The organism is Streptomyces sp. NPDC093600, assembly GCF_044764755.1.
Taxonomy (GTDB): domain Bacteria; phylum Actinomycetota; class Actinomycetes; order Streptomycetales; family Streptomycetaceae; genus Streptomyces.
The window spans coordinates 809,341-834,781 of record NZ_JBIWIU010000001.1; the positions used below are offsets into that span (position 1 = coordinate 809,341).

Below are 25,441 nucleotides of genomic sequence, written 5' to 3' on the forward strand. Positions count from 1 at the left end.
CCACCGAGCCCCCGCCCACGATATCCCGCCCCGAATATCGGGTATGTGCTGATTAACCCCCCGAAATAGGACGTGGGCCTTCCTGCTGGTGCTGGGCTGGGGAAGTGATCGGGCGTGATCGACACCGAAGGCGACTGCGCCGAATGGAACTTTCCGGCGGAGGCCAATGCCGTGCGCACCGCCCGCCACGCGGTGCGCGACACGCTCCGGGCCTGGCGGCTCGACGCGGTGATCGGTGACGTCACAGTTCTGCTGGTGAGCGAGCTGGTGACCAATTCCCTGCGCTATGCCTCGGGCCCCATCGGCGTGCGGCTCGTCCTCCTCCACACCGACGGCGAGGACTCCGGCCACCCCCTGGCCCTCCTCGTGGAAGTCTCCGATCCGCTTCCGGATCCGCCCACCGAACGCTCCGCCGGACCCGATGACGAGGGCGGCCGCGGCCTCCAGCTCGTGGCCTGTTCCGCTCGCCGCTGGGGCACCCGGAAAGGCAGGACGGGCAAGACAGTGTGGTTCGAGCTGGCCGTGCCTGGTTAGAAGACCGTTGGGACAACGATCAACGGGGGGCTCGGCTCAAAATGAACGAGACCACCCTGTGATCGTGAACGTCGTGCCGTCGGGGGCCGTAGTGCTGAATACTGCGGGCATGGCCGGTCCGGTGCGGTGAGCTGGAGGGGACGGTCGCGTGAGCGAGATACCTGAGTCGGCGAGCGGCGTCGTGTGGCAGAGCAGCCCGCCCGGCTCGATCTATGACTACATCAGGGTCGCCTCCTTCTCGATAGGGCCCGACGGGCTCGTCGACCAGTGGAGCCGACGGGCCGTCGACCTCTTCGGCGTGCCCGCCGAAGAGGCGATGGGCAAGGACCCTGTCGAAGCCTTCATGCCCGTGGACCTGCGCGAACGCGGCCGCCGCCGGGTGGCGGAGATCCTCGACGGCAAGGAGTGGACGGGCCTCGTCCCTTTCCGCATACCGGGGCAGAACCGCCCCGAGGGAATCGCCGAGATGTACGTCATGCCCAGCGAGACCTCCGCCGGGGAACGGGCCGCGCTCTGCATCGTCGTCGACGTACGCGCGCTGCGGCGCATCGAGACCGACCTCGCCGCCTCGCAGGCCATTTTCGGCCAATCGCCCTTCGGTTTTCTTCTGTTCGGCACCGACCTCACCGTCAAGCGCGCCAACCAGCGCTTCGCCACCGTCTTCGGCGGATCGGCCGACGACCACCGGGGCCGTACCGTCCACGACTATCTCTCGCACCCCGAGGCCGAGCGGATGACCGCGGCCCTCCAGCGGGTGCTGGAGACCGGCGAGGCCGTCACCGAACTCCAGATCGTCGGCGCGGCCCCCGGCTCCACGGACCGGCGCCACTGGTCCATCAACCTCTACCGCGTGCACAGCGGCACCGGCCGGCCCATCGGGGTCGCCGGGCTCGGCATCGATGTGACCCGCCGGCACAACGCCGCCCGCGAGGCGGCCAACGCCCGCCGCAATCTGGCCCTGCTCAACGAGGCCGGCGCGCGCATCGGCAACTCCCTCGATCTGGAGGCCACCGCCCGCGCACTCCTCGACGTCGCGGTCCCCGGCTTCTGCGACCTCGCCTCCGTCGACCTCTACCAAGGGCTGCTGACCGGCGACGAGGCCCCGCCCGGACGGTGGGGCAGCTCCCACGACGTCGGCTACGGAGCGGGCAGCGCCGAGCTGCGCCGGGTCGCCGTCGCCAGCGCCGTCTCCGACACCCCGACCAGGTCCCCCGACACCGCCCACGGCGACGGCTGTTGCGGCACCGACCCCGTCGAGCTCGGCTCCGTCCACCGCTACCCCTTCAACTCGCCCTGCGCCGGAGCCCTGCGCACCGGACGCATACGGACCATGCCGGGCGCGGACGGCGGCCTCGTCCAGTCCACCCTCGTGGTGCCGATGGTCGCCCACGACATCGTCGTCGGCCTCGTCCAGTTCTCCCGTACGAAGGGCAGCGAGCCCTTCGGTGAACGCGACCGGGCCCTCGCCGTCGAACTGGCCGCCCGCGCCGCGGTCTGCATCGACAACGCCCGCCTCTACCGGCGCGAGCACGAACGCGCCCTCATCCTCCAGCGCAGCCTGCTCCCTCCCGGCGACCCCGAGGCAGCCGGTCTCGACATCGCCTGCCGCTATCTCCCCGGCACGACGGCCACCGAGGTCGGCGGCGACTGGTTCGACGTCATCGAACTCCCCGGCCACCGCACCGCCCTGGTCATCGGCGACGTCATGGGCCGCGGACTGCGGGCGGCCGTCGCCATGGGCGAACTGCGCACCGCCGTGCGCACCCTGGCCCAGCTCGACCTCGAACCCGCCGAGGTCCTCTCCCATCTCGACGAGATCGCCCGCGGCCTCGGCGCCCCGGCCGGCGCCCAGCAGAACCCCCGCGCCCACAAGGCCCGCGGACCCGAACTCTCCGAGGTCTACCTCGCCACCTGCGTCTACGCCGTCTACGACCCCGTCACCCGGCGCTGCACCTTCGCCAACGCCGGCCATCTGCCCCCCGTCCTCGTCGAACCCGGCGAGGCGGCGCTGCTGCTCGACGTGCCCCCCGGGATGCCGCTCGGCGTCGGCGGCGAGCCCTTCGAGGAGGTGGAGGTCGAACTGCCCGAGGGCTCCCTGCTCGCCCTCTACACCGACGGACTCGTCGAGTCCCGGGACCATCCACTCGACGAGGGCCTGAGCGCCTTCCGCAGCGCGCTGGCCGACCCCGCCCGGCCCCTCGAGGACGTCTGCGACCACGTACTGACGACCCTGGACACCCAGCACGGCGAGGACGACATCGCCCTTCTCATGGCCCGTATCCAGGGGCTTCCCTCCGACGCGGTGGGCGACTGGCGGCTGCCGAGGGAACCCCGCTCGGTCGGCCGGGCCCGCGAACTGGCCCGGGCCCAGCTCACCGCGTGGGGTCTCGAACCCCTCGTCGACACCGTCGAGCTGCTCGTCAGCGAGCTGGTGACCAACGCCCTGCGGTACGGCGAGGGCGAGATCAGGCTGCGGCTGCTGCGCGACCGCACCCTGGTCTGCGAGGTCTGGGACGCCGGCCTGGTCCAGCCGAGGCGCCGCCGGGCGCGGGACACCGACGAGGGCGGCCGTGGACTGCAACTGGTCGGACTGCTCAGCGCCGCCTGGGGCTCGCGCCGCACCCCTCGGGGGAAGACGGTCTGGTTCGAGCTGCCTCTCCCGGACGGCGACGGCGTCGCCGAGCCGACGGTTGAGCAGCTCCTGAGCATGTTCTGACCGGCCGGCCCCGATCACCCCTTGAGCGCCGCGAGCCGGGCCTCGATCTCCGCGCTGTCGCCGAGCGCGTCCAGCTGCTCGAACTGGGCGTCCAGTGAGGAGGCGGCCAGCTCCTGCTTGCCCAGCGCCTTCGCCTCCTCGCGGCGCACCTTGTCCTCGAAGCGGCTCAGTTCGCTCGTCGGGTCCATGACGTCGATGCTCTTCACCGCGTCCATCATCCGGTTCTGCGCCTGGGCGGACTTGGCCCGCGCCACCAGCTCGTCCCGCTTGGCCGTGAGCTCGCCGAGCTTCCTCTTCATCTGGTCCAGGCCGGCCTTCAGCTTCTCCACCACCTCGGTCTGCGAGGCGATCGTCGGCTCGGCCGTCCTCGCCTCCCTCTCCGACTGGAGCTGGCGGCCCAGCGCGACCTTCGCCAGGTTGTCGAACCTGTCCGCGTCCGCCGTCTGTCCGGCGGCCCGCAGCTCGTCCCCCTTCCTGCTCGCGGCCAGGGCCTTCTCGCCCCACTCCTTCGCCGCGTCCACGTCCTCACGGTGGTCCTGCTCCATCAGCCGCAGATTGCCGATGGTCGTCGCCACGGCCTCTTCCGCCTCCGCGATGTTGCTCGTGTAGTCGCGGATCAGCTGGTCCAGCATCTTCTGCGGGTCCTCGGCCTGGTCCAGCAAGGCGTTGATGTTGGCCTTCGCCAACTGGGCGACCCGGCCGAGGATGGTCTGCTTGCTCATGTTCCTTCTCCTTGAACGCGACGAGTGGACAGGGTCAGAAGCGGCCGCCGCCGCCCAGTCGGCCGCGAGTCCCACCGCCGCCGAAGCTGCCGGGCCCGCCCCTTCCGCCCCCGAGGCCCCCACCGAAACCCCCACCGAAACCTCCGCCGAAACCTCCGCCGAATCCCCCGCCGTGGCCGCCGCCTCCCCTTCCACCCCCGAACAGTCCGCCGAGGATGATGCCGCCGAGCACCGCGCCGCCGAGACCGCCGCCGCCACCTCCCACCCCCGTCACACCGCCCATGCCGTCCGGGTTCCCGTACATCCGGACGTCCTGCTCGGCGAGGTCCTGCGCCCGCCGGGCCAGCGCGTCCGCCTGCCGGGCCTCGGCCAGCGCGCCCTGCGGGTCCTCGGCGGCGGCCAGCGCGTGCGCCTCATCCAGCCGGCGCCGGGCCTCGGCCAGTCGGGTACGCGCCTCACTGCCCACCGCCCCGCGGTGCGTGGTGACGTAGTCGGTGGCCGCCCCGATCGCCGAGCGCGCGGTCAGCGTCGCCTGCTCCAGGAGCGCACGGGCGCGCCGTGTCCCCGATGCGCGCTCTCGCGCGCCCTCCAGCGCCTCGTCGAGCGCCCCGTCTGCCTCCTCGACCCGCCGCAGCGCGTCGATCGGGTCGTAGCGTCCCGCGTCCACCGTCCGCCGCACATCGGCGACGACGGTCTCCGCCCGTGCGATGCGGCCCCGCAGATCAGCGGTGGAGACCCCGTCCGCCGTGCCCTCCAGCAGACCGCGGGCGTCGGCGAGGTCGGCCTCGGTCTCGCTGAGCGCGGTCGGCAGCTTCCCCACCGCCTCGGCGAGCTCCCGCGCCCGCCGGTCCACCGCCTCGCTGAGCCGCGCCGCCTGGTCGACGGCGCTCTCCACCGCCCTGATGTGCACGGCCGCCGCGCCGTTGTCGTCCGCGTCGATCGCCTGCCGGGCCTGGTCGAGGTTGGCCGTAGCGAAGACCAGCCGGTCCTTGGCCTGCTCGACGTCGCTCGCGACCGGGGAGGCGGCCGCCTCGGCGTACCGCTCGCGCATCGCGGTCAGGGTCGCCTCCGCCGTGACGACCCGCCCGGTCTGCTCGCGGAACGCCGCCTCGGCCGCCTCCAGCGCTTCGGGAGCGCGGCGCTCCAGGGCCCGTAGCCGGTCGAAGGCCTCCGCCTCGCCGTCCAGGCGCGCGTTGGCCTCGCCGCACCGTCTGATGATCTCGTCCAGCATGGAGCGGCGGCTGGCGTCGTCCTCCGGGAAGGCGTCGTCGAGCTGCTGCCGCAGCCGGAACGCGGCCGTCAGCTCCTGCTGGGCGAAGGCCACGGCCTCGGTGAAGGGCTCCACCGCCGCCTCGCCGAACTGGGCGGTGGCGAAGCCCAGTTCCTCCTGGCTCGTGCGTACGGCGTCGTCGGTGGCGACCAGCTCCTGCCGGGCCTGTCCGTCCAGCTCGTCCAGCGAAGGCGGCGCGGGCTCCTTCGCCGCGTGCCGGCCGTTCTGCCCACCCCAGCCGCCCTGCCCGCCCCGGGGTGTCGTACGGGTCTCGGTGCGCCGTCGGCGCTTGGCGTACGCGTAGGCCGCGACGACCCCCGCCCCGCCGACCAGCACGAGCGGCAGCAGCAGGTCCGTCGCCGAACCGTCCTCGTCGCCCGCCCCGCCCGGATCGGTACCGCCCGGATCGGCGGCGCCCGGAGTGATCGCGGGTGTGGGCACCGGCTGTCCGGCGAGTACGGCGGCGAAGCCGTTCGCCGCGCCGATCGCCGCCCCGGCCCAGTCGTTCTGGCGCAGCGCCGGCTCGATGGCGGTCCGCGCCACGTCGTCGAGCTGGGCCTGGGTGAAACGGGAGTCGGGGTCGGCCGCATAGGCGTACTGCCGGTCGTGGGTGGCTACCGCGAGCAGGACGTCGTCGGGCCCCAGGCCGTTGCGGTCGGCGGTGGCGTCGGCCCAGCTCCTGGCCGAGCGGCCGGAGAAGTCGCGTACGTAGACCACGAAGAGCTGCACGCGCCGGTCGTCGTACAGCCGGTCCAGGGCCTGGGCCACCGCTGCGCGGCGGTCGCCCAGCGCCCCGACCCTGTCGGTGATCTGTCCCTCGCGGGAGAGCACGACGGGGTCGTCGGCATGGGCGCCGTGAACGGCGGGCACGACCAGCCACCACGCCGCCACCAGTACCGCGAGAAGGGCTCGGGTGGCTATTCGCGTCACATGGGGAGGTTATGTCCCGATCTATCTGCCCGCGACCGGGCGAAACCGCATTCCCGGCCAGGGGCGTCACTGTCAGTGGTCACCTCTACGGTGATGATCACGACGACAGAAATCGCGGAGGCCCGGATGAACACACGCGTACGCGGCTGGTGGCGGCGGGGACGCTGGATCGTTCTCGGCCTCGCGCTCCTTCTCCTGGTGCCGACGGCCGGCAGCGCGCTCGCGCTGCGGATGAACTACGCGGGTGATCCGCGGGAGGGGACGCTGACCCGCGGCAAGGACGCCATCTGGCTCGGTCACGCCTGGGTGGACGGACGGAAGAAGGACGCCGACCTCACGGCGTTCGCCGCCCGGATCCAGGGGACCGGGATACGCGACCTGTACGTCCACGCCGGGCCGCTCGAACACGACGGCACGCTCCCGGCCGCCCGCTATCCACGGGCGAAGTGGCTGATCGAGAGCGTGCACCGGACGATGCCGGGCATCCGGGTCCAGGCATGGCTGGGCGACATCCTGGCCACCGAGGGGCCCGAGGGGCTACGGCTGGAGAACGCGGCCTCCCGGGCGGCCGTGGTCGGCTCGACCCGCCAGATCCTCGACGCGGGCTTCGACGGGGTCCACTTCGACCTGGAACCCCTGCACTCGGACGACGCGCACTACCTCTCCCTCCTCGACGACCTGGGGAAGCTGACGAAGGCCCGCGAGGTGCCGCTGTCGGTCGCCGCCCACCAGATAGACCCGCTGCCGGCGGCGCACACCGTGGTCGGCGGCATCACCGGCAGCGAGAAGTGGTGGTCGCAGGAGTTCTTCGGAGAGGTGGCCCGTCGCGTCGACCAGATCGCGGTCATGTCCTACGACACCTGGATGCCGCTGGAGGGCCTGTACGGCGGCTATGTCGCCCAGCAGACCAGCCTGGCCCTCGAAGTCACGCCCGAGGACACCGATCTGCTGATGGGTCTGCCCTTCTTCCACGAGGACGACCTCGGCCACCACGAGTCGGCGGAGACCGTCGAGGCCGCCATCCGCGGCACCCGCCTGGGGCTCGGGCGCACGGACCGGGATCGTGAACGGTTCGGCGTGGCCCTCTATGTCGACTTCGCCGCGGAGGAAGGCGACTGGACGGCCTACCGCGAGGGCTGGCACTGAGCCGGCCGGAGAAAGGCGGCTGCTCCGGAGGGTGTCAGGAGAAGTACGACTCCAGCGTGCCGCGGCGGCGCACGTCGAGCGTCGCGCAGTGGAAGGAGCCGCCGAAGGGCGCGTAGTGCAGCAGATCGCACGGGATCGGCTCGAAGCCCCATCCTTCGAGCGCGCGCAGCATCGCGGTGTGGTGCCGCTCCACGATCACCCGCTTCTCGTCGATCATCAGGACGTTCATGCTGAGCCACTTCCCGCACAGCGAGGTCATCTTGAGCAGGCGCTCGTCGAGCGGGTCGGGCTCGGGCGCGACCAGCACGTCCCATGAGCTCAGGACGTCGGGCAGGCGGTCGACGTCGATGTACTCGGGGTTGACGAGCAGCTTGCCGGGCGCGAGGAGCAGGAACGTCGTGTCGATGTGCATGGGCGTGCGACAGCGGCTCTCGATCTCGTGGATGCGGTAGCCGGGTCCCAGGTGGCGGCGCAGCCAGTCGATGCCCATGCGGTTGGTGACGTTGCTGCGCGTGACGAAGAGGTCCCGTCCCGCGCGCACGAAGTCCGCCGCGTCGAACACCGGCTCGAACTCGGTGAGGATGTAGCGCATGGGCTCGCCGGGCCCGGGGGTGCGGAAGCCCGGCTCGAAGAGTTCGTCGGTGAGCTGCGGCCGGGGCGCCGCCGTCCAGCGGGCACCGCGCCGGAAGTAGTCCTTGAGGAGCGTGCGATAGGAGTGGGTCTCGAAGTACCGGCACGGCCAGGCCATCGGGGTCTCGATGATCTCGTCGCCGATCACCAGCATGCTGTCGCGCGGGCAGGTGTTGCAGAACCCGCGTGAGGACCAGTCGGGGGTGCTGAAGCGCTGCCTGTGGTCGACGGGATCGGGGCGGGTGACCGTGACGCCGAGGGACCGCAGCAGCGCGATGAACTGGTCGAGCTCCTGCTGCGCCGGCTCGATCAGCCTGCGCGGATACCGGAACCCGGCGGCGAGGCCCTGGAACCGCGCCGCCCACGGGGGGATGTTGCAGGCCACGACCGGATGGCCGGAGGGGATCGTCGCGCCGTCGAGGCGCCCGACGATGACCTCCTCCAGCGGGTCCCACTCGTTGTGCGAACTGACCGGCGAAACGAGAGGTTCCGCGATGCTGTCCGTCGTGGCCGGCGCCGCCATCACGCGTACCGCCTTCCTCACAGAGTCCGTGACTTGCTGTACCGGCCACCTTACTCAAGGTGGCGCGATGTGGCCTGTCGTGGCTACGCCCCCCGCCTGCGGATCTTGTTCCCCAGCCACACCAGCGGGTCGTACTTCCGGTCCGCCACCCGCTCCTTCAGGGGGATCAGCGCGTTGTCCGTGATCTTGATCCCTTCGGGGCACACCTCCGTGCAGCACTTCGTGATGTTGCAGTACCCGAGCCCGTGTTCGTCCTGCGCGGTCCGCTTACGGTCGATGCCCGCCTCCCGCGCCGCGTCCAGCGGGTGCATGTCCAGCTCCGCGATCCGCATCAGGAAGCGCGGGCCGGCGAAGGCGGCCTTGTTCTCCTCGTGGTCGCGGACCACATGGCAGGTGTCCTGGCACAGGAAGCACTCGATGCACTTACGGAACTCCTGCTGCCGCTCCACGTCCTCCTGGCGCATGCGGTACTCGCCCGGTGCGAGGCCCTCCGGCGGGACGAAGGCGGGGATCTCCCGCGCCTTCTCGTAGTTGAAGGACACGTCCGTCACCAGGTCCCGGACGACCGGGAAGGCCCGCAGCGGGGTCACCGTGATGACGTCGTCCGGGCCGAAGACCGACATCCGGGTCATGCACATCAGCCGAGGCCGGCCGTTGATCTCGGCCGAGCAGGAACCGCACTTGCCCGCCTTGCAGTTCCACCGCACGGCGAGATCAGGGGCCTGGGTGGCCTGCAGGCGGTGGATGATGTCGAGGACCACCTCGCCCTCGTTCACCTCCACCGTGAAGTCGGTCAGTTCCCCGCCGCCGGCGTCGCCGCGCCACAGCTTGAAGGCGGCCTGATAGCTGCTGCTCACTCGTACAGCTCCTCTTCGGCGAGGTACTTGACCAGCTCCTCGTTCTCGAAGAGCGCGAGCAGGTCCGGACGGATGGGTTCCGTACGTGTCCGTTCCAGGGCGATGCCGTCGCCCTCCAGGCGGCACAGCAGGTTCACCGCGCGCCACCCCCGTTCCATCGACGGACAGTCCTCGCGGGTGTGCCCGCCCCGGCTCTCGGTCCGCTCCAGCGCCGCCCGGGCGACGCACTCGCTCACCAGCAGCATGTTGCGCAGGTCCAGGGCCAGGTGCCAGCCCGGGTTGAACTGCCGGTGCCCCTCGACCCCGGCCCGCCGGGCCCGTTTGCTCAGCTCGGCGATCCGCTCCAGGGCCTCGGCCATCTCGCTCTCCCGCCGGATGATGCCGACGAGGTCGTTCATCGTCTGCTGGAGTTCCTGGTGGAGCGTGTACGGGTTCTCGGCCGGTCCCTCCGAGGCCGGTGCCCCGGCCGCACCGAACGGGGCCAGGGCCTCCGCGGCCGCCGCGTCGAGGGCGCCCTCCGGGACGGCAGGCCGGCCCGCGCCCGCCGCGTACTCGGCGGCGTGGAGCCCCGCCCGCCGCCCGAACACCAGCAGGTCGGAGAGCGAGTTGCCGCCCAGCCGGTTGGAGCCGTGCATGCCGCCCGCGACCTCCCCGGCCGCGAAGAGTCCCGGCACGCCCAGCGCCGCCGCCGTGTCCGATTCGACCGCGACACCGCCCATCACGTAGTGGCAGGTCGGTCCGACCTCCATGGCCTCCGCCGTGATGTCCACGTCCGCCAGCTCCTTGAACTGGTGGTACATCGACGGAAGGCGCCGCTTGATCACCTCCGCAGGCATCCGTGTCGACACATCCAGGAACACCCCGCCGTGCGGCGAGCCCCGCCCCGCCTTCACCTCGGAGTTGATGGCCCGCGCCACCTCGTCGCGCGGCAGCAGCTCGGGCGGGCGCCGGTTGTTGTCCGGGTCCTCGTACCAGCGGTCGCCCTCCTCCTCCGTCTGCGCGTACTTGTCCTTGAAGACGTCGGGGACGTAGTCGAACATGAACCGCTTGCCCTCGGAGTTCCGCAGCACCCCTCCGTCGCCGCGCACCGACTCCGTGACCAAAATCCCCTTCACCGACGGCGGCCAGACCATCCCGGTCGGGTGGAACTGCACGAACTCCATGTTCACCAGCGGAGCGCCCGCGAGCAGGGCCAGGGCGTGGCCGTCGCCGGTGTACTCCCAGGAGTTCGAGGTCACCTTGAAGGACTTGCCGATCCCGCCCGTGGCGAGGACCACCGCGGGCGCCTCCAGGACGAAGAAGCGGCCGGTCTCGCGCTCGTAGCAGAAGACCCCGCTCACCCGGTCCGCCTCGTCCTTCAGCACGCGGGTGACGGTGCACTCCTGGAAGACCTTCAGCCGGGACTCGTACTCCCCGGTCTCGCGGAAGTCCTCCTGCTGCAGGGCCACGGTCTTCTGCTGGAGCGTGCGGATCAGCTCAAGGCCCGTCCGGTCGCCGACGTGGGCGAGCCGCGGGTACTCGTGTCCGCCGAAGTTGCGCTGGGAGATCCGGCCGTCGGCCGTACGGTCGAAGAGGGCGCCCCACGTCTCCAGCTCCCACACCCGGTCCGGCGCCTCGCGCGCGTGCAGCTCGGCCATCCGCCACTGGTTGAGGAACTTCCCGCCGCGCATGGTGTCGCGGAAGTGGATCTGCCAGGTGTCGTGCGGGTTGGCGTTGGCCATGGAGGCGGCGATACCGCCTTCCGCCATGACCGTGTGGGCCTTGCCGAAGAGCGACTTGCAGATCACGGCCGTACGGGCGCCCCGTTCGCGCGCCTCGATGGCGGCGCGCAGTCCGGCGCCGCCCGCGCCGACCACGACCACGTCCCACTGCTGCCGTTCGACTTGCGCCATGTCAGAAGATCCTCGGGTCGTCGAAGGTGCCGGTGGCGAGCAGGTACACGTACAGGTCGCAGAGGGCGACGCTGATCAACGAGGTCCAGGCGAGGAGCATGTGGCGGGCGTTCAGCTTTCCGACCAGACCCCACAGGCGGTAGCGGACGGGGTGCCGGGAGAAGTGCCGCAGCCGGCCGCCGACGATGTGCCGGCAGGAGTGGCAGGAGAGGGTGTACGCCCAGATCAGCACGATGTTGACGAGGAAGATCACCGTCCCGAGCCCCGCGTGGCCCCAGGCGTACGAGGCGTCCCGGAAGGCCAGCACCGTGTCGTAGGTGAGGATCGCGGCGACCGGGAGGGCGGCGTAGAAGAAGTACCGGTGGATGTTCTGCAGGATCAGCGGGAAGCGGGTCTCGCCGGTGTACTTCCCGTGCGGCTCGGCGACCGCGCAGGCCGGGGGCGAGGCCCAGAACCCGCGGTAGTACGCCTTGCGGTAGTAGTAGCAGGTCAGCCGGAAGCCGAGCGGGAAGATCAGGATCAGCAGGGCGGGGGAGAGGCCCCACCAGCCGCCGAAGATCTCCCAGTTGGGTCCGTCCTTCATCGGGACGCAGTTCTCCGCCAGGCAGGGCGAGTAGAACGGCGAGACGTAAGGCGCGGCGTAGTAGTGGCTGTTGGCGAAGGCCCGCCAGGTGGAGTAGACGACGAAGGCGAGCAGTCCGGCGGCGGTGGCGGCGGGCGCCAGCCACCAGCGGTCGGTCCGCAGGTGGCGGGGGGCGATGGCCGCACGCGAGGGGGCGTGCACTCCGGTGGAGGGCGACGCCCCCTTGTTCAGGGAGGGTGGTTCGGTACCTGTGGCCAACGGAGGTCCTCCTAGGGGGCGTGCCGGTCGCGTGCTCCCAGGCCCTCGTCGTCCGAGTCCGTCCACAGCCCGCTGTCGTAGGGGGTGTCGGGGATCGTCACGAAGTCCGTCCGGCCGCTCGTCGGCACCGGGGGGACGCCGTGCTCCGCGGCGATACTGCGTTCGAGCTGTCCGACGGTCCGGACCAGCTCTTCGAGGCAGCGTTTGACGGCCGCCAGATCGTCCTGAAGGGTCATGGATTGCCCTCACTTCCGCGATTGCGGGTGGCGAACACGCGCTGGGGGTCCCCCTGGTCGAGCGAAGCCGAGCTCGGGGGAGAGTGTCGCGCGTCACATCCCGCTTGTGAACCCATCTGAAGCGATGTGCCGGGATTCCACTCGTCCGGGGCGGCCGACTCGCCCGGTGGTTGGGCCGCACGGGTGGCTTTCGCTCGCCGCGCCGCCGTGTCGCCGTCGACGGGTCGGTCACGTCCCCTTCAGTGTATGAGCAATAGGTGTGATCATCTCCAAATGCCATAAAACTGGACGAAGGGGTACAAGTCATGTCCCAGGTCGGCGCCCCTCGCGGGAGGACATGCTCCAGGAGCCCCCGCTCCCGCACACTCCGCTCCGTCGCCCCCCTCACGAGTGCGGTGCTCGCCGTCTCCGTGCTGGCCGGCTGCAGCTCCCGCGACGAGGCCGACGAAGCCCCGGTCGCCGCCCAGGACCACGCCCCCACCGTCCGCGACCAGGTCACCGACGGTGGCACTCTCACCTGGGCCGTCGACGCGATGCCCACCACGCTCAACGCCTTCCAGGCCGACGCCGACGGGGCCACCGCGCGCATCGCCGGGGCCGCGCTCCCCTCTCTCTACACCCTCGACCAGCGCGGCCGGCCGCAGCGCAACGCCGACTATCTGGAGTCCGCCCAGATCGTCGAGACGGAGCCGAAGCAGGTCGTCCTCTACAAGCTCAACCAGCAGGCGGTCTGGAGCGACGGCCGCGAGATCGGCGCCCCGGACTTCGTCGCCCAGTGGCGCGCGCTCAGCGGCCGGGACACCGCGTACTGGACCGCCCGCAACTCCGGGTACGAGCGGATCGACAAGATCGAGCGCGGCAAGAACGACCTGGAGGTACGGGTCACCTTCGGCAAGCCGTACGCCGACTGGCAGTCCCTCTTCACCCCCCTCTACCCGAAGGAGGTGATGGGCTCCCCGAACAGCTTCAACGACGGCGCGCGCGCCACGCTGAAGTCGACCGCCGGCCCGTTCCAGCTGGGCCCGGTCGACCGCAAGGCCGGCACGGCCACCCTCGTACGCAACCCCCGCTGGTGGGGACGGTCGGCCAAGCTGGACAAGATCGTCCTGAAGGCCGTGCCCCGCACGGAGCGGGTGGCGGCGCTGGCCGCGGGCGATCTCGACCTCGCCGAGATCGACCGGGCCGCCGCGGAGCGGATCACGCTGGCGGTACGCGACGCGGGCTCCGGCCGCGGCGGCAGTCTGCCGCTGACGCACGGGCCCGGCGCGGCGATCACACCGTCCGCGGCGCTGAAGTCCTGGGCGCTGGCGCACGGCTCCGACGCGGAGCGGGCGCAGGAGGTCCAGGCCGCCCGCGAGCAGAACCAGCGGGCGATCGAGCGGTACGCCGCCGAACAGGGGGCGCTGAGCGCGTTCGTGGTGCGCAAGTCCCTGGAGCCCGCCTACACCCAGCTGTCGCTGAACGGCGAGTCCGGGCCGCTCAGCGACGAGCGGGTACGGCGGGCGGTGGCCCGGGCGATCGACCGCCAGGAACTGGCCGAGGTCGTCCTCAAGCCGCTCGGGCTGCCCGCGAAGCCTCCGGGCAGCCACCTCGCCCTGGCCGGGCAGGCGGCGTACGCGGACAACAGCGAGGCGCTCGGCGGCCAGGACACGGCCGAGGCGCGGGCGCTCCTCGCGGACGCGGGCTGGGTGCCGGGCGGCGCGAACAAGAAGCCGGCCGGAGCGAAGGCCGGCAGCGAGGCGGAGACGGGCGCGGAGAAGGGCGCCGGGAAGGACGCGGAGAAGACCCCCGCGAAGACCGACGGCGAGAACAAGCCGGAAGGCCGGCAGCAGGGCGAGGAGAAGCGGTCCGAGGCGAAGAAGCCCGAGGCCGATGTCGCCTCCGACGACGGGCTCTACATCGTCGGCGACGACAAGCCCGGCGGTACGGCGGCGTCCCCCGCGGACGGGAAGGCCGACGCGCCCGCCCTCGGCGCCGCGGGCCCCGAGAACGGCACCGACATCCTCGCCCCCGCCCCGGGCGCCGCCCTCCAGAACGTGGCCCTGCTCCGCCAGGCCGCCTCACTCGGCGCCACCCGCGACTCCGGCTCCGGCCTCGACGCCCGCACCACCACCGAGGCCGGGGCCCGGCAGGAGGACAGGGCAGACAAGGGCGTCGCCGGCGCCTACGCGCCGCGCGGCACCGCCGCCCCCGCCGTGCCCGCGGCGGCCGCCCAGCCCCTGGGCAAGGACGGCAAGGCGCTCAGTCTCCGCTTCGTGCTCCCCTCGGGACCGGGCTCGGAGTCCCTCCGGGCGGTCGGCGACAAGATCGTCCAGATGCTCGACGCGGTGGGCATCCGCACGACGGTCACCAAGGTCTCCGACGACAGCTTCTTCAAGGACCACATCGCCTCCGGCGAGTACGACCTGGCCCTCTACTCCTGGCCCGCCACCGCGTTCCCCGCCACGGACGCCCGGCCGATCTTCGCCAAGCCCGAGCCCGCCTCGGACGGCTCGCTCCTGGTCGAGCAGAACTACTCCCGGGTCGGCACCGACCGCATCGACCAGCTGTTCGACCAGGCGGTGGCCACGCTGAACGAGAAGGAGGCCCGGGAGCTGATCCGCCAGGCCGACGCCCGGATCTGGGCCGCTGCCGGATCGATTCCTCTCTACCAGCGCCCCCAGCTCGTCGCGGCCAGGAAGAACGTGGTGAACGCGGGCGCCTGGGGCTTCGCGACCCCGCTCTACCAGGACATCGGGTTCAAGAAGCCCGAAACCGCCAAGGGAGCCGAGCGGAACACGAAGAACTAGCCGAAGTACAGGTCACGACGAACCAGCCAAAAGCGCAGGTCACAACCTCAGAACCCGCTCAAGTGCCTTGCCCGCCGGTATCCCCGGCGGGCAGGATCGCGTCCGGCCCCTTGACCCGGCCGGCTCGTATCCGCACCCCCAGTGCAACGCACCACCGAGACAGTCCAGAACTTCCCGGAAGATCCTCTCGAATCCGGTCGGGGAAGCCCCTTGCGCGGCGGCCCCGTACCATGGGACGTAGCCGTGGCGCGTCCGCCCGGCGGGCGTAAGAGGAACAGACGCCGCATCCCACGATCCGAGAGAAGCGCAAGCACCCATGCCCACGCGCCACGACATCCGTAACGTCGCCATCGTCGCCCACGTCGACCATGGCAAGACGACCATCGTCGACGCCATGCTCAAGCAGGCCGGTGCCTTCGCCGCCCACCAGCACCTCGACGACCGCATGATGGACTCGAACGACCTGGAGCGTGAGAAGGGCATCACGATCCTCGCCAAGAACACGGCGGTGAAGTATCACCCCAAGGACGGCGGGGCCCCGATCACGATCAACATCATCGACACCCCCGGCCACGCCGACTTCGGTGGCGAGGTCGAGCGCGGTCTGTCGATGGTCGACGCGGTCGTCCTTCTCGTCGACGCCTCCGAGGGCCCGCTCCCGCAGACCCGCTTCGTGCTGCGCAAGGCCCTCCAGGCCCGGATGCCCGTCATCCTCTGCATCAACAAGACGGACCGCCCGGACTCCCGGATCGACGAGGTCGTCAACGAGACCTACGACCTCTTCCTCGACCTGGACGCGGACGAGGAGCAGATCGAGTTCCCGATCGTCTACGCCTGCGGCCGTGACGGCGTCGCGTCGCTGACCAAGCCGGAGGACGGCACCGTCCCGGCCGACAGCGACAACCTGGAGCCGTTCTTCTCCACGATCCTGGAGCACGTCCCGGCCCCGACGTACGAGGAGGACGCGCCGCTCCAGGCCCACGTCACCAACCTCGACGCCGACAACTTCCTCGGCCGTATCGCGCTGCTCCGTGTCGAGCAGGGCGAGCTGCGCAAGGGCCAGACGGTCGCGTGGATCAAGCGCGACGGCTCGATCTCCAACGTCCGCATCACCGAGCTGATGATGACCGAGGCGCTCACCCGCAAGCCGGCCGAGGTTGCGGGCCCCGGTGACATCTGCGCCGTGGCCGGTATCCCCGACATCATGATCGGCGAGACTCTGGCCGACCCGGAGAACCCGGTCGCGCTGCCGCTGATCACGGTGGACCAGCCGGCGATCTCCATGACCATCGGTACGAACACCTCGCCGCTCGTCGGCCGCGGTGGCACGGGCAAGGGCGCGGATGCCAAGTCCGCCGTGAAGGACCGCAAGGTCACCGCCCGCCAGGTGAAGGACCGTCTGGACCGCGAGCTGATCGGTAACGTCTCGCTGCGGGTTCTCGACACCGAGCGCCCGGACGCCTGGGAGGTCCAGGGCCGTGGTGAGCTCGCGCTCGCCATCCTGGTCGAGCAGATGCGCCGCGAGGGCTTCGAGCTGACCATCGGCAAGCCGCAGGTCGTCACCAAGGAGGTCGACGGCAAGGTGCACGAGCCCGTCGAGCGCCTGACGATCGACGTCCCCGAGGAGCACATGGGTGCGGTCACGCAGCTCATGGGCGTCCGCAAGGGCCGCATGGACAACATGTCGAACCACGGCTCCGGCTGGGTCCGCATGGAGTTCGTCGTTCCGTCCCGTGGCCTCATCGGCTTCCGTACGGAGTTCCTGACCCAGACCCGCGGTACGGGCATCGCGCACTCGATCCACGAGGGCCACGAGCCGTGGTTCGGCCCGCTGGTCACGCGGAACAACGGCTCGCTGGTCGCCGACCGCGCCGGTTCCGTCACGCCGTTCGCGATGATCAACCTGCAGGAGCGCGGTGTGCTCTTCGTCGAGCCCGGCACCGAGGTCTACGAAGGCATGATCGTCGGTGAGAACTCGCGCTCCGACGACATGGACGTGAACATCACCAAGGAGAAGAAGCTCACCAACATGCGTGCGGCTTCCGCGGACAACACCGAGAACGTGATCCCGCCGCGCAAGCTCTCCCTGGAGCAGTCGCTGGAGTTCTGCCGCGACGACGAGTGCGTCGAGGTGACCCCGGAGGCCGTGCGCATCCGCAAGGTCGTCCTGGACCAGAAGGAGCGCGGTCGCACCGCCTCCCGCGCCAAGCACGGCTGATCGTCCCTCAGAGGGTCGGCGTGGTGACCTTCGCCGCATCGACCTGACATAGTCTCACCTCCAAGGCCCGGGCCCCCGCAGTCACTGCGGGGGCCCGGGCCTTTCGTCAAATCCATTTCATGGGCCGGGTGTCCGGATATCGGCCGTCGCTCTCCGGAACGTGTGTTAACGGTCCGTTTCGGGGGTGTCTGTCTGTGATCGCTTTGTCCGGATTTCGGTCTCAAGGCCCTTGGTGATGTTGTCAAAACGAGACCACTTAAGTGTGGTTTACAGCCCGGACGTACTTAATAGTTGGCTCCATTGAGCTCGGGTCAATGGGTCTCGCACTGTGGGGAGTGCCGACTCACGAGCACACTCGGGGAACTCGAGTACATCGCCGTCAGGGGTGTCGGCGGACTCGGAGTGCCCCCTCTCGTAGTGACAAGTGGACTCATGAGGAGGAACCCATGCGCGGTGCCAAGAGCGCCAAGTGGGTAGCGGGCGCGATCGTCGTCGCCCTGGCAGCAACCGCCTGTGGCGGCAGTGACAAGGGTGGGGAAGGCAAGGCGAAGGCCGGGGGCGCGGTGAGCGTCGGCATTTCCGAGCCGAAGCGTCTGATCCCCGCTACGACGACCGAGTCCGAGGGCTCGCAGGTGCTGGACGCGCTGTTCCGTCCGCTCGTCAGCTACGACGCCAAGAACCAGCCGGTCGAGGACGCCGCCGAGTCGATCACCACGACCGACAACTCGCTCTGGACCATCAAGATCAAGCCGGGCCAGAAGTTCCACGACGGCACCCCGGTGACCGCCAAGAGCTACGTCCAGGCCTGGAACTGGGGCGCCTACGGCCCGAACGCGGCCGACGGCAACTACTTCTTCGCCACCATCGAGGGCTACGACGCCCTCAACCCGAAGGACCCGGACGGCGAGGAGGGCGCGAAGAAGGCCCCCGAGCCGACCGCCAAGGAGCTCTCCGGTCTGAAGGTCGTCGACGACACCACCTTCACCGTCAAGCTGGCGAAGCCCTTCGCCGACTACAAGACCGTTCTCGGTTACACGGTCTTCTACCCGATGCCGGACGCCGCCTTCAAGGACATCAAGGCGTACGAGCAGGCCCCGATCGGCCAGGGCGCCTTCAAGATCGAAGGCAAGTGGGACCACAACAAGGCCATCAAGGTCGTCAAGAACCCCGACTACACGGGCGAGAACAAGCCCAAGGTCGACTCGGTGACGTACAAGATCTACCAGAAGCAGGAGACGATGTATAAGGACGTCGTCGCCGGCGCCCTGGACGTCGTCCCGCAGGTCCCGAGCTCGGAACTGGCCAACGCTCCCAAGCAGTTCGGCGACCGCTTCAAGTCGTCCCCGGCCTCCACCTTCCAGTTCGTGTCGTTCCCGACGTACGACAAGAAGTACGCGAAGCCGGAGGTCCGCAAGGCGATCTCCATGGCGATCGACCGCGAGGAGATCACCAAGGTCGTCCTCAACGACTCGCAGTCGCCGGCCCGTTCCTTCGTCTCCCCGGTCGTGGGTGGCTACCGCGAGAACACCTGCGGTGACACCTGCAAGTTCGACCCGGCCGCCGCCAAGGCGATGCTGGCCAAGGCCGGCGGCATCGAGGGCAACAAGATCAACATCGGCTACAACGGCGATGGCGCCCACAAGGAGTGGGTGGACGCCACCTGCAACCAGATCAAGAAGAACCTCGGCGTCGACTGCGTCGGCACGGCCGTCCCGCAGTTCGCCGAGCTGCTGACCCAGGTCGAGCAGAAGAAGTTCTCCGGTATGTTCCGGATGGGCTGGATCATGGACTACCCGTCCATGGAGAACTACCTCGGCCCGCTGTTCACCACCGGTGGTTCCTCGAACTACTACGGCTACAGCAACAAGAACTTCGACAAGCTGGTCGAGGAAGGCCGCGCCGCCAAGACCTCCGCCGAGGCCATCAAGCTCTGGCAGCAGGCCGAGGACATCCTCGTCCAGGACATGCCGGTGATCCCGCTGCGCTTCGGCAAGAACGTGTTCGCGCACAGCAAGAACGTGTCGAACGTCGAGATGGACCTCTTCAACCGGGTCGACGTCACCAAGATCTCCAAGGCCTGACGGCCTTAAGGCATCTGACCCACATTTAAGAGTCGAGAACGGCGGCGGGGGCCGGCAACACCGGCCCCCGCCGTTTCTCGCGAGGAGGACCCATGGGCCGGTTCGTCATCCGACGAATCCTTCAGATGGTGCCCGTCTTCATCGGCACCACGTTCATCGTCTTTTTGCTCGTCACACAGATGGGTGGCGACCCCATCCAGAACCTGTACGGCGAGAAGCCCGTACCCGACAACATCAGAGCCACGCTCACCGCCCAGTACCACCTGGACGAGCCGTTCTGGATGCAGTACTGGTACTACTTCACCGGGCTGCTCCAGGGCGACTTCGGTGAGTCCATCGCGCAGGGCCGGCCGATCGCCGAGCTGCTCGCCGAGGCCTGGCCGGAGACCCTGAAGGTCGCGGGCGTGGCCTTCACCTTCGAAGTGCTCATCGGTGTGGCCGCCGGTGTGCTCGCGGGCATGCGCCGCGGCAGCTTCATCGACAACCTGGTGCTGGTCTCCACCCTGACCGTCATCGCCATCCCGATCTTCGTGCTCGGCAACGTCGCCCAGACGTTCCTGGGCGTGGAGTGGGAACTCTTCCCCGTCGCCGGCACCGACGATGGATTCATCAGCTATCTGCTGCCGGGTATGGTGCTCGGCGCGGTCTCGCTGGCGTACATCGCCCGTCTCGCACGGGCATCGGTCGCGGAGAACCTCCGCGCCGACTACATCCGGACCGCGAAGGCCAAGGGCCTTCCGAAGAGCCGGGTCATCGGCATCCACGTGCTGCGCAACTCGCTGATCCCCGTGGTCACCTACCTGGGCGCCGACCTCGGCTCGCTCATGGGCGGCGCCATCGTCACCGAGGGCATCTTCAACATCCCCGGCGTGGGCTTCCAGCTCTTCACCTCGCTGAACGTGGAGGACGGACCGGCGGTCGTCGGATTCGTCAGCCTGCTGGTGCTCGTCTACCTGATCACCGCGCTGGTTGTGGACATGCTGTACGCCGTGCTTGACCCGAGGATTCGCTATGAGTGAGACCACCCAGAAGACCGACACGGTCGTCAACCCGGCCGGGCCCGACGTGCCCGTGTCGCCCAGCCCGGCCAAGCAGGACAAGGCGCGCAGCCTCGCGCAGGACGCCTTCCGGGACCTGATCCGCCGTCCGATGTTCCTCGTCTCGGCGACTCTGATCCTCTTCATCCTGGTCATCGCCGCCTTCCCGAGTCTCTTCACCAGCGTCGACCCGCTCGACTGCAACCTGAAGAACTCGATGGCGGGTCCGAGCGGCAGCGCCTGGTTCGGCTACAACTTCCAGGGCTGCGACGTCTATTCGCAGACCATTTACGGCACGCGCAACTCGATCATCGTGGGTGTGCTGACGACCGTCTTCTCCCTGATCATCGGTGGCTTCGTCGGTGTGCTCGGCGGCTTCTTCGGCAAGTGGACGGACGCCCTCCTCTCGTTCGTCACCAACGTCTTCTTCGGTCTGCCGCTGCTGCTCGCCGCGATCGTCATCCTGAACAACTTCCGTGACGAGAAGGGCATGCGCAACGCCGGCGTGATGGCCGTGGTGCTCACGCTGACCGCCGTCGGCTGGATGTCCATGGCCCGCGTCATGCGCGGCGCCGTCATGCAGGTCAAGCAGGCCGACTACGTGGCCGCCGCGCGCTCGCTGGGCGCCTCGACCTGGCGGCTGATGTTCCGTCACGTCATGCCGAACTCCATCACCCCGGTCGTCGTGGTCGCCACGATCTCCCTGGGTGTGGTCATCAGCGCGGAGGCGACCCTGAGCTTCCTCGGTATCGGCATCAGGCCACCGGCCATCTCCTGGGGCGTGATGATCTCCGAGGCCCAGCAGCGCATCTCGCAGGGCCTGCACCCGCTGCTGTTCCCGTCCGGAATGCTCAGCATCACGGTCCTCGCGTTCATCATGCTCGGCGACGCGGTCCGTGACGCCTTCGACCCGAAGCTGCGCTGAGAGTGAGGACGAACGCAGTGACTACCATCGACAAGACCGCGAGCGTCCCCGCGCCGCGTGACGGCGAGACCTCCGACGGCCCGCTGCTCGACGTGCGGGACCTCCATGTGGAATTCCGCACCCGTGAGGGTGTCGCGAAGGCCGTGAACGGTGTCTCGTACTCCGTGAAGGCCGGCGAGACCCTCGCCGTCCTCGGCGAGTCCGGTTCCGGCAAGTCCGTGACCGCGCAGGCCATCATGGGCATCCTCGACACCCCGCCGGGGTTCGTGACCAAGGGAGAGATCCTCTTCCACGGTCAGGACATGCTCAAGATGTCCGAGGACGAGCACCGCAAGGTGCGCGGCAGCAAGATCGCGATGATCTTCCAGGACGCGCTCTCCTCGCTCAACCCCGTGCTCAGCGTCGGCTACCAGCTCGGCGAGATGTACCGGGTGCACCAGGGCCTCTCCAAGAAGGAGGCCAAGGTCAAGGCGATCGAGCTGATGGACCGGGTGAAGATCCCGGCCGCCGCGGCCCGGGTCAACGACTACCCGCACCAGTTCTCCGGCGGTATGCGCCAGCGCATCATGATCGCGATGGCGCTCGCCCTGGAGCCCGACCTGATCATCGCGGACGAGCCCACCACGGCGCTCGACGTGACCGTCCAGGCCCAGGTCATGGACCTCCTCGCGGAGCTCCAGCGGGAATACAACATGGGCCTGATCCTGATCACCCACGACCTCGGCGTCGTCGCCGACGTCGCGGACAAGATCGCGGTCATGTACGCGGGCCGGATCGTCGAGCAGGCGCCGGTGCACGAGCTGTACAAGCGCCCGGCCCACCCCTACACCAAGGGCCTGCTGGACTCGATCCCGCGCCTGGACCAGAAGGGCCAGGAGCTGTACGCGATCAAGGGCCTGCCGCCCAACCTGCTCAAGATCCCGTCCGGCTGCGCCTTCAACCCGCGCTGCCCCAGGGCCGAGGACATCTGCCGCACCGACGTCCCGGCGCTCGCGCCGGTGTCGGAGCAGGACGGCACGGAGCTGCCGGGCCGCGGCAGCGCCTGCCACTTCTGGAAGGAGACGATCCATGGCTGAGCTCGGCAAGAAGGATGAGGCCGTGGACGCGACCCCCAATGTCACCGAGGTGGCGACGGTCGACGCGGCCACCGAGGCGGAGGCAGTAGCCGCCATCGAGGCGCCGGTCGAACGCGGGGAGCCGATCCTCCAGGTGCGCAACCTGGTCAAGCACTTCCCGCTGACCCAGGGCATCCTGTTCAAGCGGCAGGTCGGCGCGGTCAAGGCCGTGGACGGGGTCTCCTTCGACCTCTACCAGGGTGAGACCCTCGGCATCGTCGGCGAGTCCGGCTGCGGCAAGTCCACGGTCGCCAAGCTGCTGATGAACCTGGAGCAGGCGACCGCGGGTGAGGTCTTCTACAAGGGCCAGGACATCACCAGGCTGTCCGGCCGCGCGCTGAAGGCCGTCCGCCGCAACATCCAGATGGTGTTCCAGGACCCGTACACCTCGCTCAACCCGCGGATGACGGTCGGCGACATCATCGGCGAGCCCTTCGACATCCACCCCGAGGTGGCCCCGAAGGGCGACCGGCGCCGCAAGGTGCAGGAGCTGCTCGATGTGGTCGGTCTGAACCCCGAGTACATCAACCGCTACCCGCACCAGTTCTCCGGCGGTCAGCGCCAGCGCATCGGCATCGCCCGCGGCCTCGCGCTCAACCCGGAGATCATCATCTGCGACGAGCCGGTCTCGGCCCTGGACGTCTCCGTCCAGGCGCAGGTCATCAACCTGATGGAGAAGCTGCAGGACGAGTTCAACCTCTCCTACGTCTTCATCGCGCACGACCTGTCGATCGTCCGGCACATCTCCGACCGGGTCGGCGTGATGTACCTCGGCAAGATGGCCGAGATCGGTACGGACACGCAGATCTACGACCACCCGACGCACCCCTACACCCAGGCGCTGCTGTCGGCGGTCCCGGTCCCGGACCCCGAGGCCCGTGAGGGCCGCGAGCGGATCATCCTCACCGGTGACGTCCCCTCGCCGGCCAACCCGCCGTCGGGCTGCCGCTTCCGCACCCGCTGCTGGAAGGCGGAGGAGCGGTGCGCCACCGAGGTCCCGCTGCTCGCGGTCCCGGAGCGGTTCCACGGTCAGGACACCCCGGCCGCGCACGAGTCGGCGTGCCACTTCGCCGAGGAGAAGGACGTCGTCCACGCGGTCTGACCCGCTCGTACGCCTGTACGCGGCCACGTTCGTACGTCTGTACGGAAGCCTGTGCGGGATGAGCCCCCGGCACCCCCTTCGGGTGTCGGGGGCTCCGTGCGTCCGGGGTCGGCGTCCGGGTGTCAATAAAGTGCATCGCACCGTATATGGGGTGATATTGAGGCCTACGTGAGAGTCAGGACACTCAGGAGGCACCTCATGCGCGGAGCCACGCACGCCAAGTGGGCCGCACTGGCCGCGGCCGTCGCCCTCGCGGCGACCGCCTGCGGCGGCGGTACGGACACCGGCGCCGGTGGCGCCGACGGCATCGTGAGCTCTTCGTGGGGCGACCCCCAGAACCCGCTGGAACCCGCGAACACCAACGAGGTCCAGGGCGGCAAGGTCCTCAACATGATCTTCCGCGGTCTCAAGAAGTACGACCCGAAGACCGGCGAGGCCAGGGACATGCTCGCCGAGCGGATCGAGACGACCGACTCGACCAACTTCACCATCACCATCAAGGACGGCTGGACCTTCTCCAACGGCGAGAAGGTGACCGCCAAGTCCTTCGTGGACGCGTGGAACTACGGCGCCCACCTGAGGAACAACCAGAAGAACGCCTACTTCTTCGCCTATATCGAGGGCTACGAACAGGTCCACCCCGAACAGGGCCAGCCCAAGGCCCAGACCATGTCCGGCCTGAAGGTCGTGAACGACAGGACCTTCACGGTCAAGCTCACCCAGAAGTTCTCCACCTTCCCCGAGACCCTCGGCTACGCCGCCTTCGCCCCGCTGCCCCGGGCGTTCTTCGACGACCACGCCGCCTGGCTCTCCAAGCCCGTCGGCAACGGCCCGTACACCGTCGACTCGTACGCCAAGGGCTCCCAGATGGCCCTGCGGCGATGGGACGGCTACCCCGGCGAGGACAAGGCGCGCAACGGCGGAGTGACCCTCAAGGTCTACACCGACAACAACACCGCCTACACCGACCTGACCGCCGGAAACCTCGACCTCGTCGACGACGTCCCCGCCTCCCAGCTCAAGAACGTCCAGGCCGACCTCGGCGACCGGTACATCAACGTCCCCGCCGGCATCATCCAGACGCTCTCCATCCCGTTCTACGAACCCGCCTGGAACAGGCCGGGCCAGGAGAAGCTCCGCAAGGGCATCTCCATGGCCATCAACCGTCAGCAGATCACCGACACGATCTTCCAGAAGACCCGCACCCCGGCCAAGGACTGGACCTCCCCGGTCCTCGGCGCCGAAGGCGGCTACAAGGAGCTGTGCGGCGAGGCGTGCGAGTTCAACGCGGCCGAGGCCAAGAGGCTGGTCGCCGAGGGCGGCGGCATCCCCGGCGGCACCATGAGGATCTCGTACAACGCCGACACCGGCTCCCACAAGGAGTGGGTGGACGCCGTCTGCAACTCCATCAACAACGCCCTGGGCAGCAACAACGCCTGCGTCGGCAACCCCGTCGGCACCTTCGCCGACTACCGCCACCAGGTCACCACCCAGAAGCTCAAGGGCCCCTTCCGGGCCGGCTGGCAGATGGACTACCCGCTCATCCAGAACTTCCTCCAGCCGATGTACTACACCAACGCCTCCTCCAACGACGGCAAGTACTCCAACCCCGAGTTCGACAAGCTCGTCGACCAGGCCAACGCCGAGACCGACACCGCGAAGGCCGTCGCACTGTTCCAGCGGGCCGAGGAAGTCCTCCGCGACGACATGGGCGCCATCCCGCTCTGGTACCAGAACGGCAGCGCCGGCTACTCCGACCGGGTCTCCAACGTCGCGCTCGACCCGTTCAGCGTGCCCGTCTACAACGAGATCACCGTCAACTGACGCACGGGCAACGGCGGTACGGCCCGGCGTCCCTCCCGCGCCGGGGGCCGTAC

The 25,441-nt window shown here is 69.5% G+C and carries 18 protein-coding genes; 11 read left to right on the forward strand and 7 right to left on the reverse strand.

Annotated features, from left to right (window positions below; translation table 11 throughout):
- The first annotated feature begins 114 nt into the window (after positions 1 to 114).
- A complete protein-coding gene (locus ACIRB4_RS04010; protein WP_403288267.1) occupies positions 115 to 534 on the forward strand; it encodes an ATP-binding protein in 420 nt (139 codons plus the stop codon).
- A 148-nt stretch (positions 535 to 682) separates the two neighbouring features.
- Positions 683 to 3,250, forward strand: coding sequence for a SpoIIE family protein phosphatase (locus ACIRB4_RS04015; protein WP_403288269.1), 2,568 nt, complete (start codon positions 683 to 685; stop codon positions 3,248 to 3,250).
- 14 nt (positions 3,251 to 3,264) lie between these two features.
- Here the strand turns inward: ACIRB4_RS04015 and ACIRB4_RS04020 are convergent, their stop codons facing one another.
- Both ACIRB4_RS04020 and ACIRB4_RS04025 read right to left on the reverse strand, forming a co-directional pair.
- The gene (locus ACIRB4_RS04020) at positions 3,265 to 3,972 is read right to left on the reverse strand and encodes a PspA/IM30 family protein (protein ID WP_403288270.1); all 708 of its coding nucleotides are present in this window, start codon (positions 3,970 to 3,972) and stop codon (positions 3,265 to 3,267) included.
- 34 nt (positions 3,973 to 4,006) lie between these two features.
- Positions 4,007 to 6,172 carry a TPM domain-containing protein gene (locus ACIRB4_RS04025; RefSeq protein WP_403288271.1) on the reverse strand — a complete coding sequence of 722 codons (2,166 nt, stop codon included), beginning with the start codon at positions 6,170 to 6,172 and terminating at the stop codon, positions 4,007 to 4,009.
- A 126-nt stretch (positions 6,173 to 6,298) separates the two neighbouring features.
- On the opposite strand from ACIRB4_RS04025, the gene ACIRB4_RS04030 reads away from it, so the two are divergent.
- A complete protein-coding gene (locus tag ACIRB4_RS04030) occupies positions 6,299 to 7,318 on the forward strand; it encodes a hypothetical protein (protein WP_403288272.1) in 1,020 nt (339 codons plus the stop codon).
- 34 nt (positions 7,319 to 7,352) lie between these two features.
- On the opposite strand, the gene ACIRB4_RS04035 is transcribed toward ACIRB4_RS04030, so the two are convergent.
- From ACIRB4_RS04035 to ACIRB4_RS04055, 5 genes are all read right to left on the reverse strand, one after another.
- Entirely contained in the window at positions 7,353 to 8,471 is a 1,119-nt protein-coding gene (locus tag ACIRB4_RS04035; protein ID WP_403288273.1) for an amidinotransferase, read from the reverse strand.
- 83 nt (positions 8,472 to 8,554) lie between these two features.
- The gene (locus ACIRB4_RS04040) at positions 8,555 to 9,328 is read right to left on the reverse strand and encodes a succinate dehydrogenase/fumarate reductase iron-sulfur subunit (protein ID WP_403288274.1); all 774 of its coding nucleotides are present in this window, start codon (positions 9,326 to 9,328) and stop codon (positions 8,555 to 8,557) included.
- The gene (locus ACIRB4_RS04045; RefSeq protein WP_403288275.1) at positions 9,325 to 11,220 is read right to left on the reverse strand and encodes a fumarate reductase/succinate dehydrogenase flavoprotein subunit; all 1,896 of its coding nucleotides are present in this window, start codon (positions 11,218 to 11,220) and stop codon (positions 9,325 to 9,327) included. The genes ACIRB4_RS04040 and ACIRB4_RS04045 overlap by 4 nt, the downstream gene beginning before the upstream one ends.
- Before the next feature lies 1 nt (position 11,221).
- Complete coding sequence (locus ACIRB4_RS04050) at positions 11,222 to 12,061, reverse strand: hypothetical protein (RefSeq protein WP_403288276.1); 840 nt, start codon at positions 12,059 to 12,061, stop codon at positions 11,222 to 11,224.
- Positions 12,062 to 12,072: 11 nt separating this feature from the next.
- Positions 12,073 to 12,297 (reverse strand): hypothetical protein, encoded by a 225-nt coding sequence (locus ACIRB4_RS04055; RefSeq protein ID WP_403288277.1) that lies wholly within the window; start codon positions 12,295 to 12,297, stop codon positions 12,073 to 12,075.
- Positions 12,298 to 12,602: 305 nt separating this feature from the next.
- On the opposite strand from ACIRB4_RS04055, the gene ACIRB4_RS04060 reads away from it, so the two are divergent.
- From ACIRB4_RS04060 to ACIRB4_RS04095, 8 genes are all read left to right on the forward strand, one after another.
- On the forward strand, positions 12,603 to 15,086 hold the full coding sequence (locus tag ACIRB4_RS04060) for an ABC transporter substrate-binding protein (protein ID WP_403288278.1): 2,484 nt from the start codon (positions 12,603 to 12,605) through the stop codon (positions 15,084 to 15,086).
- A gap of 316 nt (positions 15,087 to 15,402) precedes the next feature.
- Entirely contained in the window at positions 15,403 to 17,304 is a 1,902-nt protein-coding gene (typA, locus tag ACIRB4_RS04065; protein ID WP_403288280.1) for a translational GTPase TypA, read from the forward strand.
- 446 nt (positions 17,305 to 17,750) lie between these two features.
- Complete coding sequence (locus tag ACIRB4_RS04070) at positions 17,751 to 19,385, forward strand: ABC transporter substrate-binding protein (RefSeq protein ID WP_403288282.1); 1,635 nt, start codon at positions 17,751 to 17,753, stop codon at positions 19,383 to 19,385.
- A gap of 92 nt (positions 19,386 to 19,477) precedes the next feature.
- Positions 19,478 to 20,404: an ABC transporter permease gene (locus ACIRB4_RS04075; protein ID WP_403288283.1), complete on the forward strand. Its 927-nt coding sequence runs from the start codon at positions 19,478 to 19,480 to the stop codon at positions 20,402 to 20,404.
- Entirely contained in the window at positions 20,397 to 21,347 is a 951-nt protein-coding gene (locus ACIRB4_RS04080) for an ABC transporter permease (RefSeq protein ID WP_403288284.1), read from the forward strand. The genes ACIRB4_RS04075 and ACIRB4_RS04080 overlap by 8 nt, the downstream gene beginning before the upstream one ends.
- 17 nt (positions 21,348 to 21,364) lie before the next feature.
- Complete coding sequence (locus tag ACIRB4_RS04085; protein WP_403288286.1) at positions 21,365 to 22,423, forward strand: ABC transporter ATP-binding protein; 1,059 nt, start codon at positions 21,365 to 21,367, stop codon at positions 22,421 to 22,423.
- Complete coding sequence (locus tag ACIRB4_RS04090) at positions 22,416 to 23,564, forward strand: ABC transporter ATP-binding protein (protein WP_403288288.1); 1,149 nt, start codon at positions 22,416 to 22,418, stop codon at positions 23,562 to 23,564. Before ACIRB4_RS04085 ends, ACIRB4_RS04090 begins: the two co-directional genes overlap by 8 nt.
- A 198-nt stretch (positions 23,565 to 23,762) precedes the next feature.
- A complete protein-coding gene (locus ACIRB4_RS04095; RefSeq protein WP_403288289.1) occupies positions 23,763 to 25,388 on the forward strand; it encodes an ABC transporter substrate-binding protein in 1,626 nt (541 codons plus the stop codon).
- Positions 25,389 to 25,441: the final 53 nt, after the last annotated feature.

What these genes read in the sequence shown, in the direction of transcription:
- ACIRB4_RS04060 (WP_403288278.1), top strand. Translation starts at nt 12,603, where the DNA reads ATGTCCCAGGTCGGCGCCCCTCGCGGGAGGACATGCTCCAGGAGCCCC.
- typA (WP_403288280.1), top strand. Translation starts at nt 15,403, where the DNA reads ATGCCCACGCGCCACGACATCCGTAACGTCGCCATCGTCGCCCACGTC.
- ACIRB4_RS04090 (WP_403288288.1), top strand. Translation starts at nt 22,416, where the DNA reads ATGGCTGAGCTCGGCAAGAAGGATGAGGCCGTGGACGCGACCCCCAAT.
- ACIRB4_RS04035 (WP_403288273.1), bottom strand. Translation starts at nt 8,471, where the DNA reads ATGGCGGCGCCGGCCACGACGGACAGCATCGCGGAACCTCTCGTTTCG.
- ACIRB4_RS04055 (WP_403288277.1), bottom strand. Translation starts at nt 12,297, where the DNA reads ATGACCCTTCAGGACGATCTGGCGGCCGTCAAACGCTGCCTCGAAGAG.
- ACIRB4_RS04045 (WP_403288275.1), bottom strand. Translation starts at nt 11,220, where the DNA reads ATGGCGCAAGTCGAACGGCAGCAGTGGGACGTGGTCGTGGTCGGCGCG.
- ACIRB4_RS04095 (WP_403288289.1), top strand. Translation starts at nt 23,763, where the DNA reads ATGCGCGGAGCCACGCACGCCAAGTGGGCCGCACTGGCCGCGGCCGTC.
- ACIRB4_RS04030 (WP_403288272.1), top strand. Translation starts at nt 6,299, where the DNA reads ATGAACACACGCGTACGCGGCTGGTGGCGGCGGGGACGCTGGATCGTT.
- ACIRB4_RS04075 (WP_403288283.1), top strand. Translation starts at nt 19,478, where the DNA reads ATGGGCCGGTTCGTCATCCGACGAATCCTTCAGATGGTGCCCGTCTTC.
- ACIRB4_RS04080 (WP_403288284.1), top strand. Translation starts at nt 20,397, where the DNA reads ATGAGTGAGACCACCCAGAAGACCGACACGGTCGTCAACCCGGCCGGG.
- ACIRB4_RS04070 (WP_403288282.1), top strand. Translation starts at nt 17,751, where the DNA reads ATGCGCGGTGCCAAGAGCGCCAAGTGGGTAGCGGGCGCGATCGTCGTC.
- ACIRB4_RS04020 (WP_403288270.1), bottom strand. Translation starts at nt 3,972, where the DNA reads ATGAGCAAGCAGACCATCCTCGGCCGGGTCGCCCAGTTGGCGAAGGCC.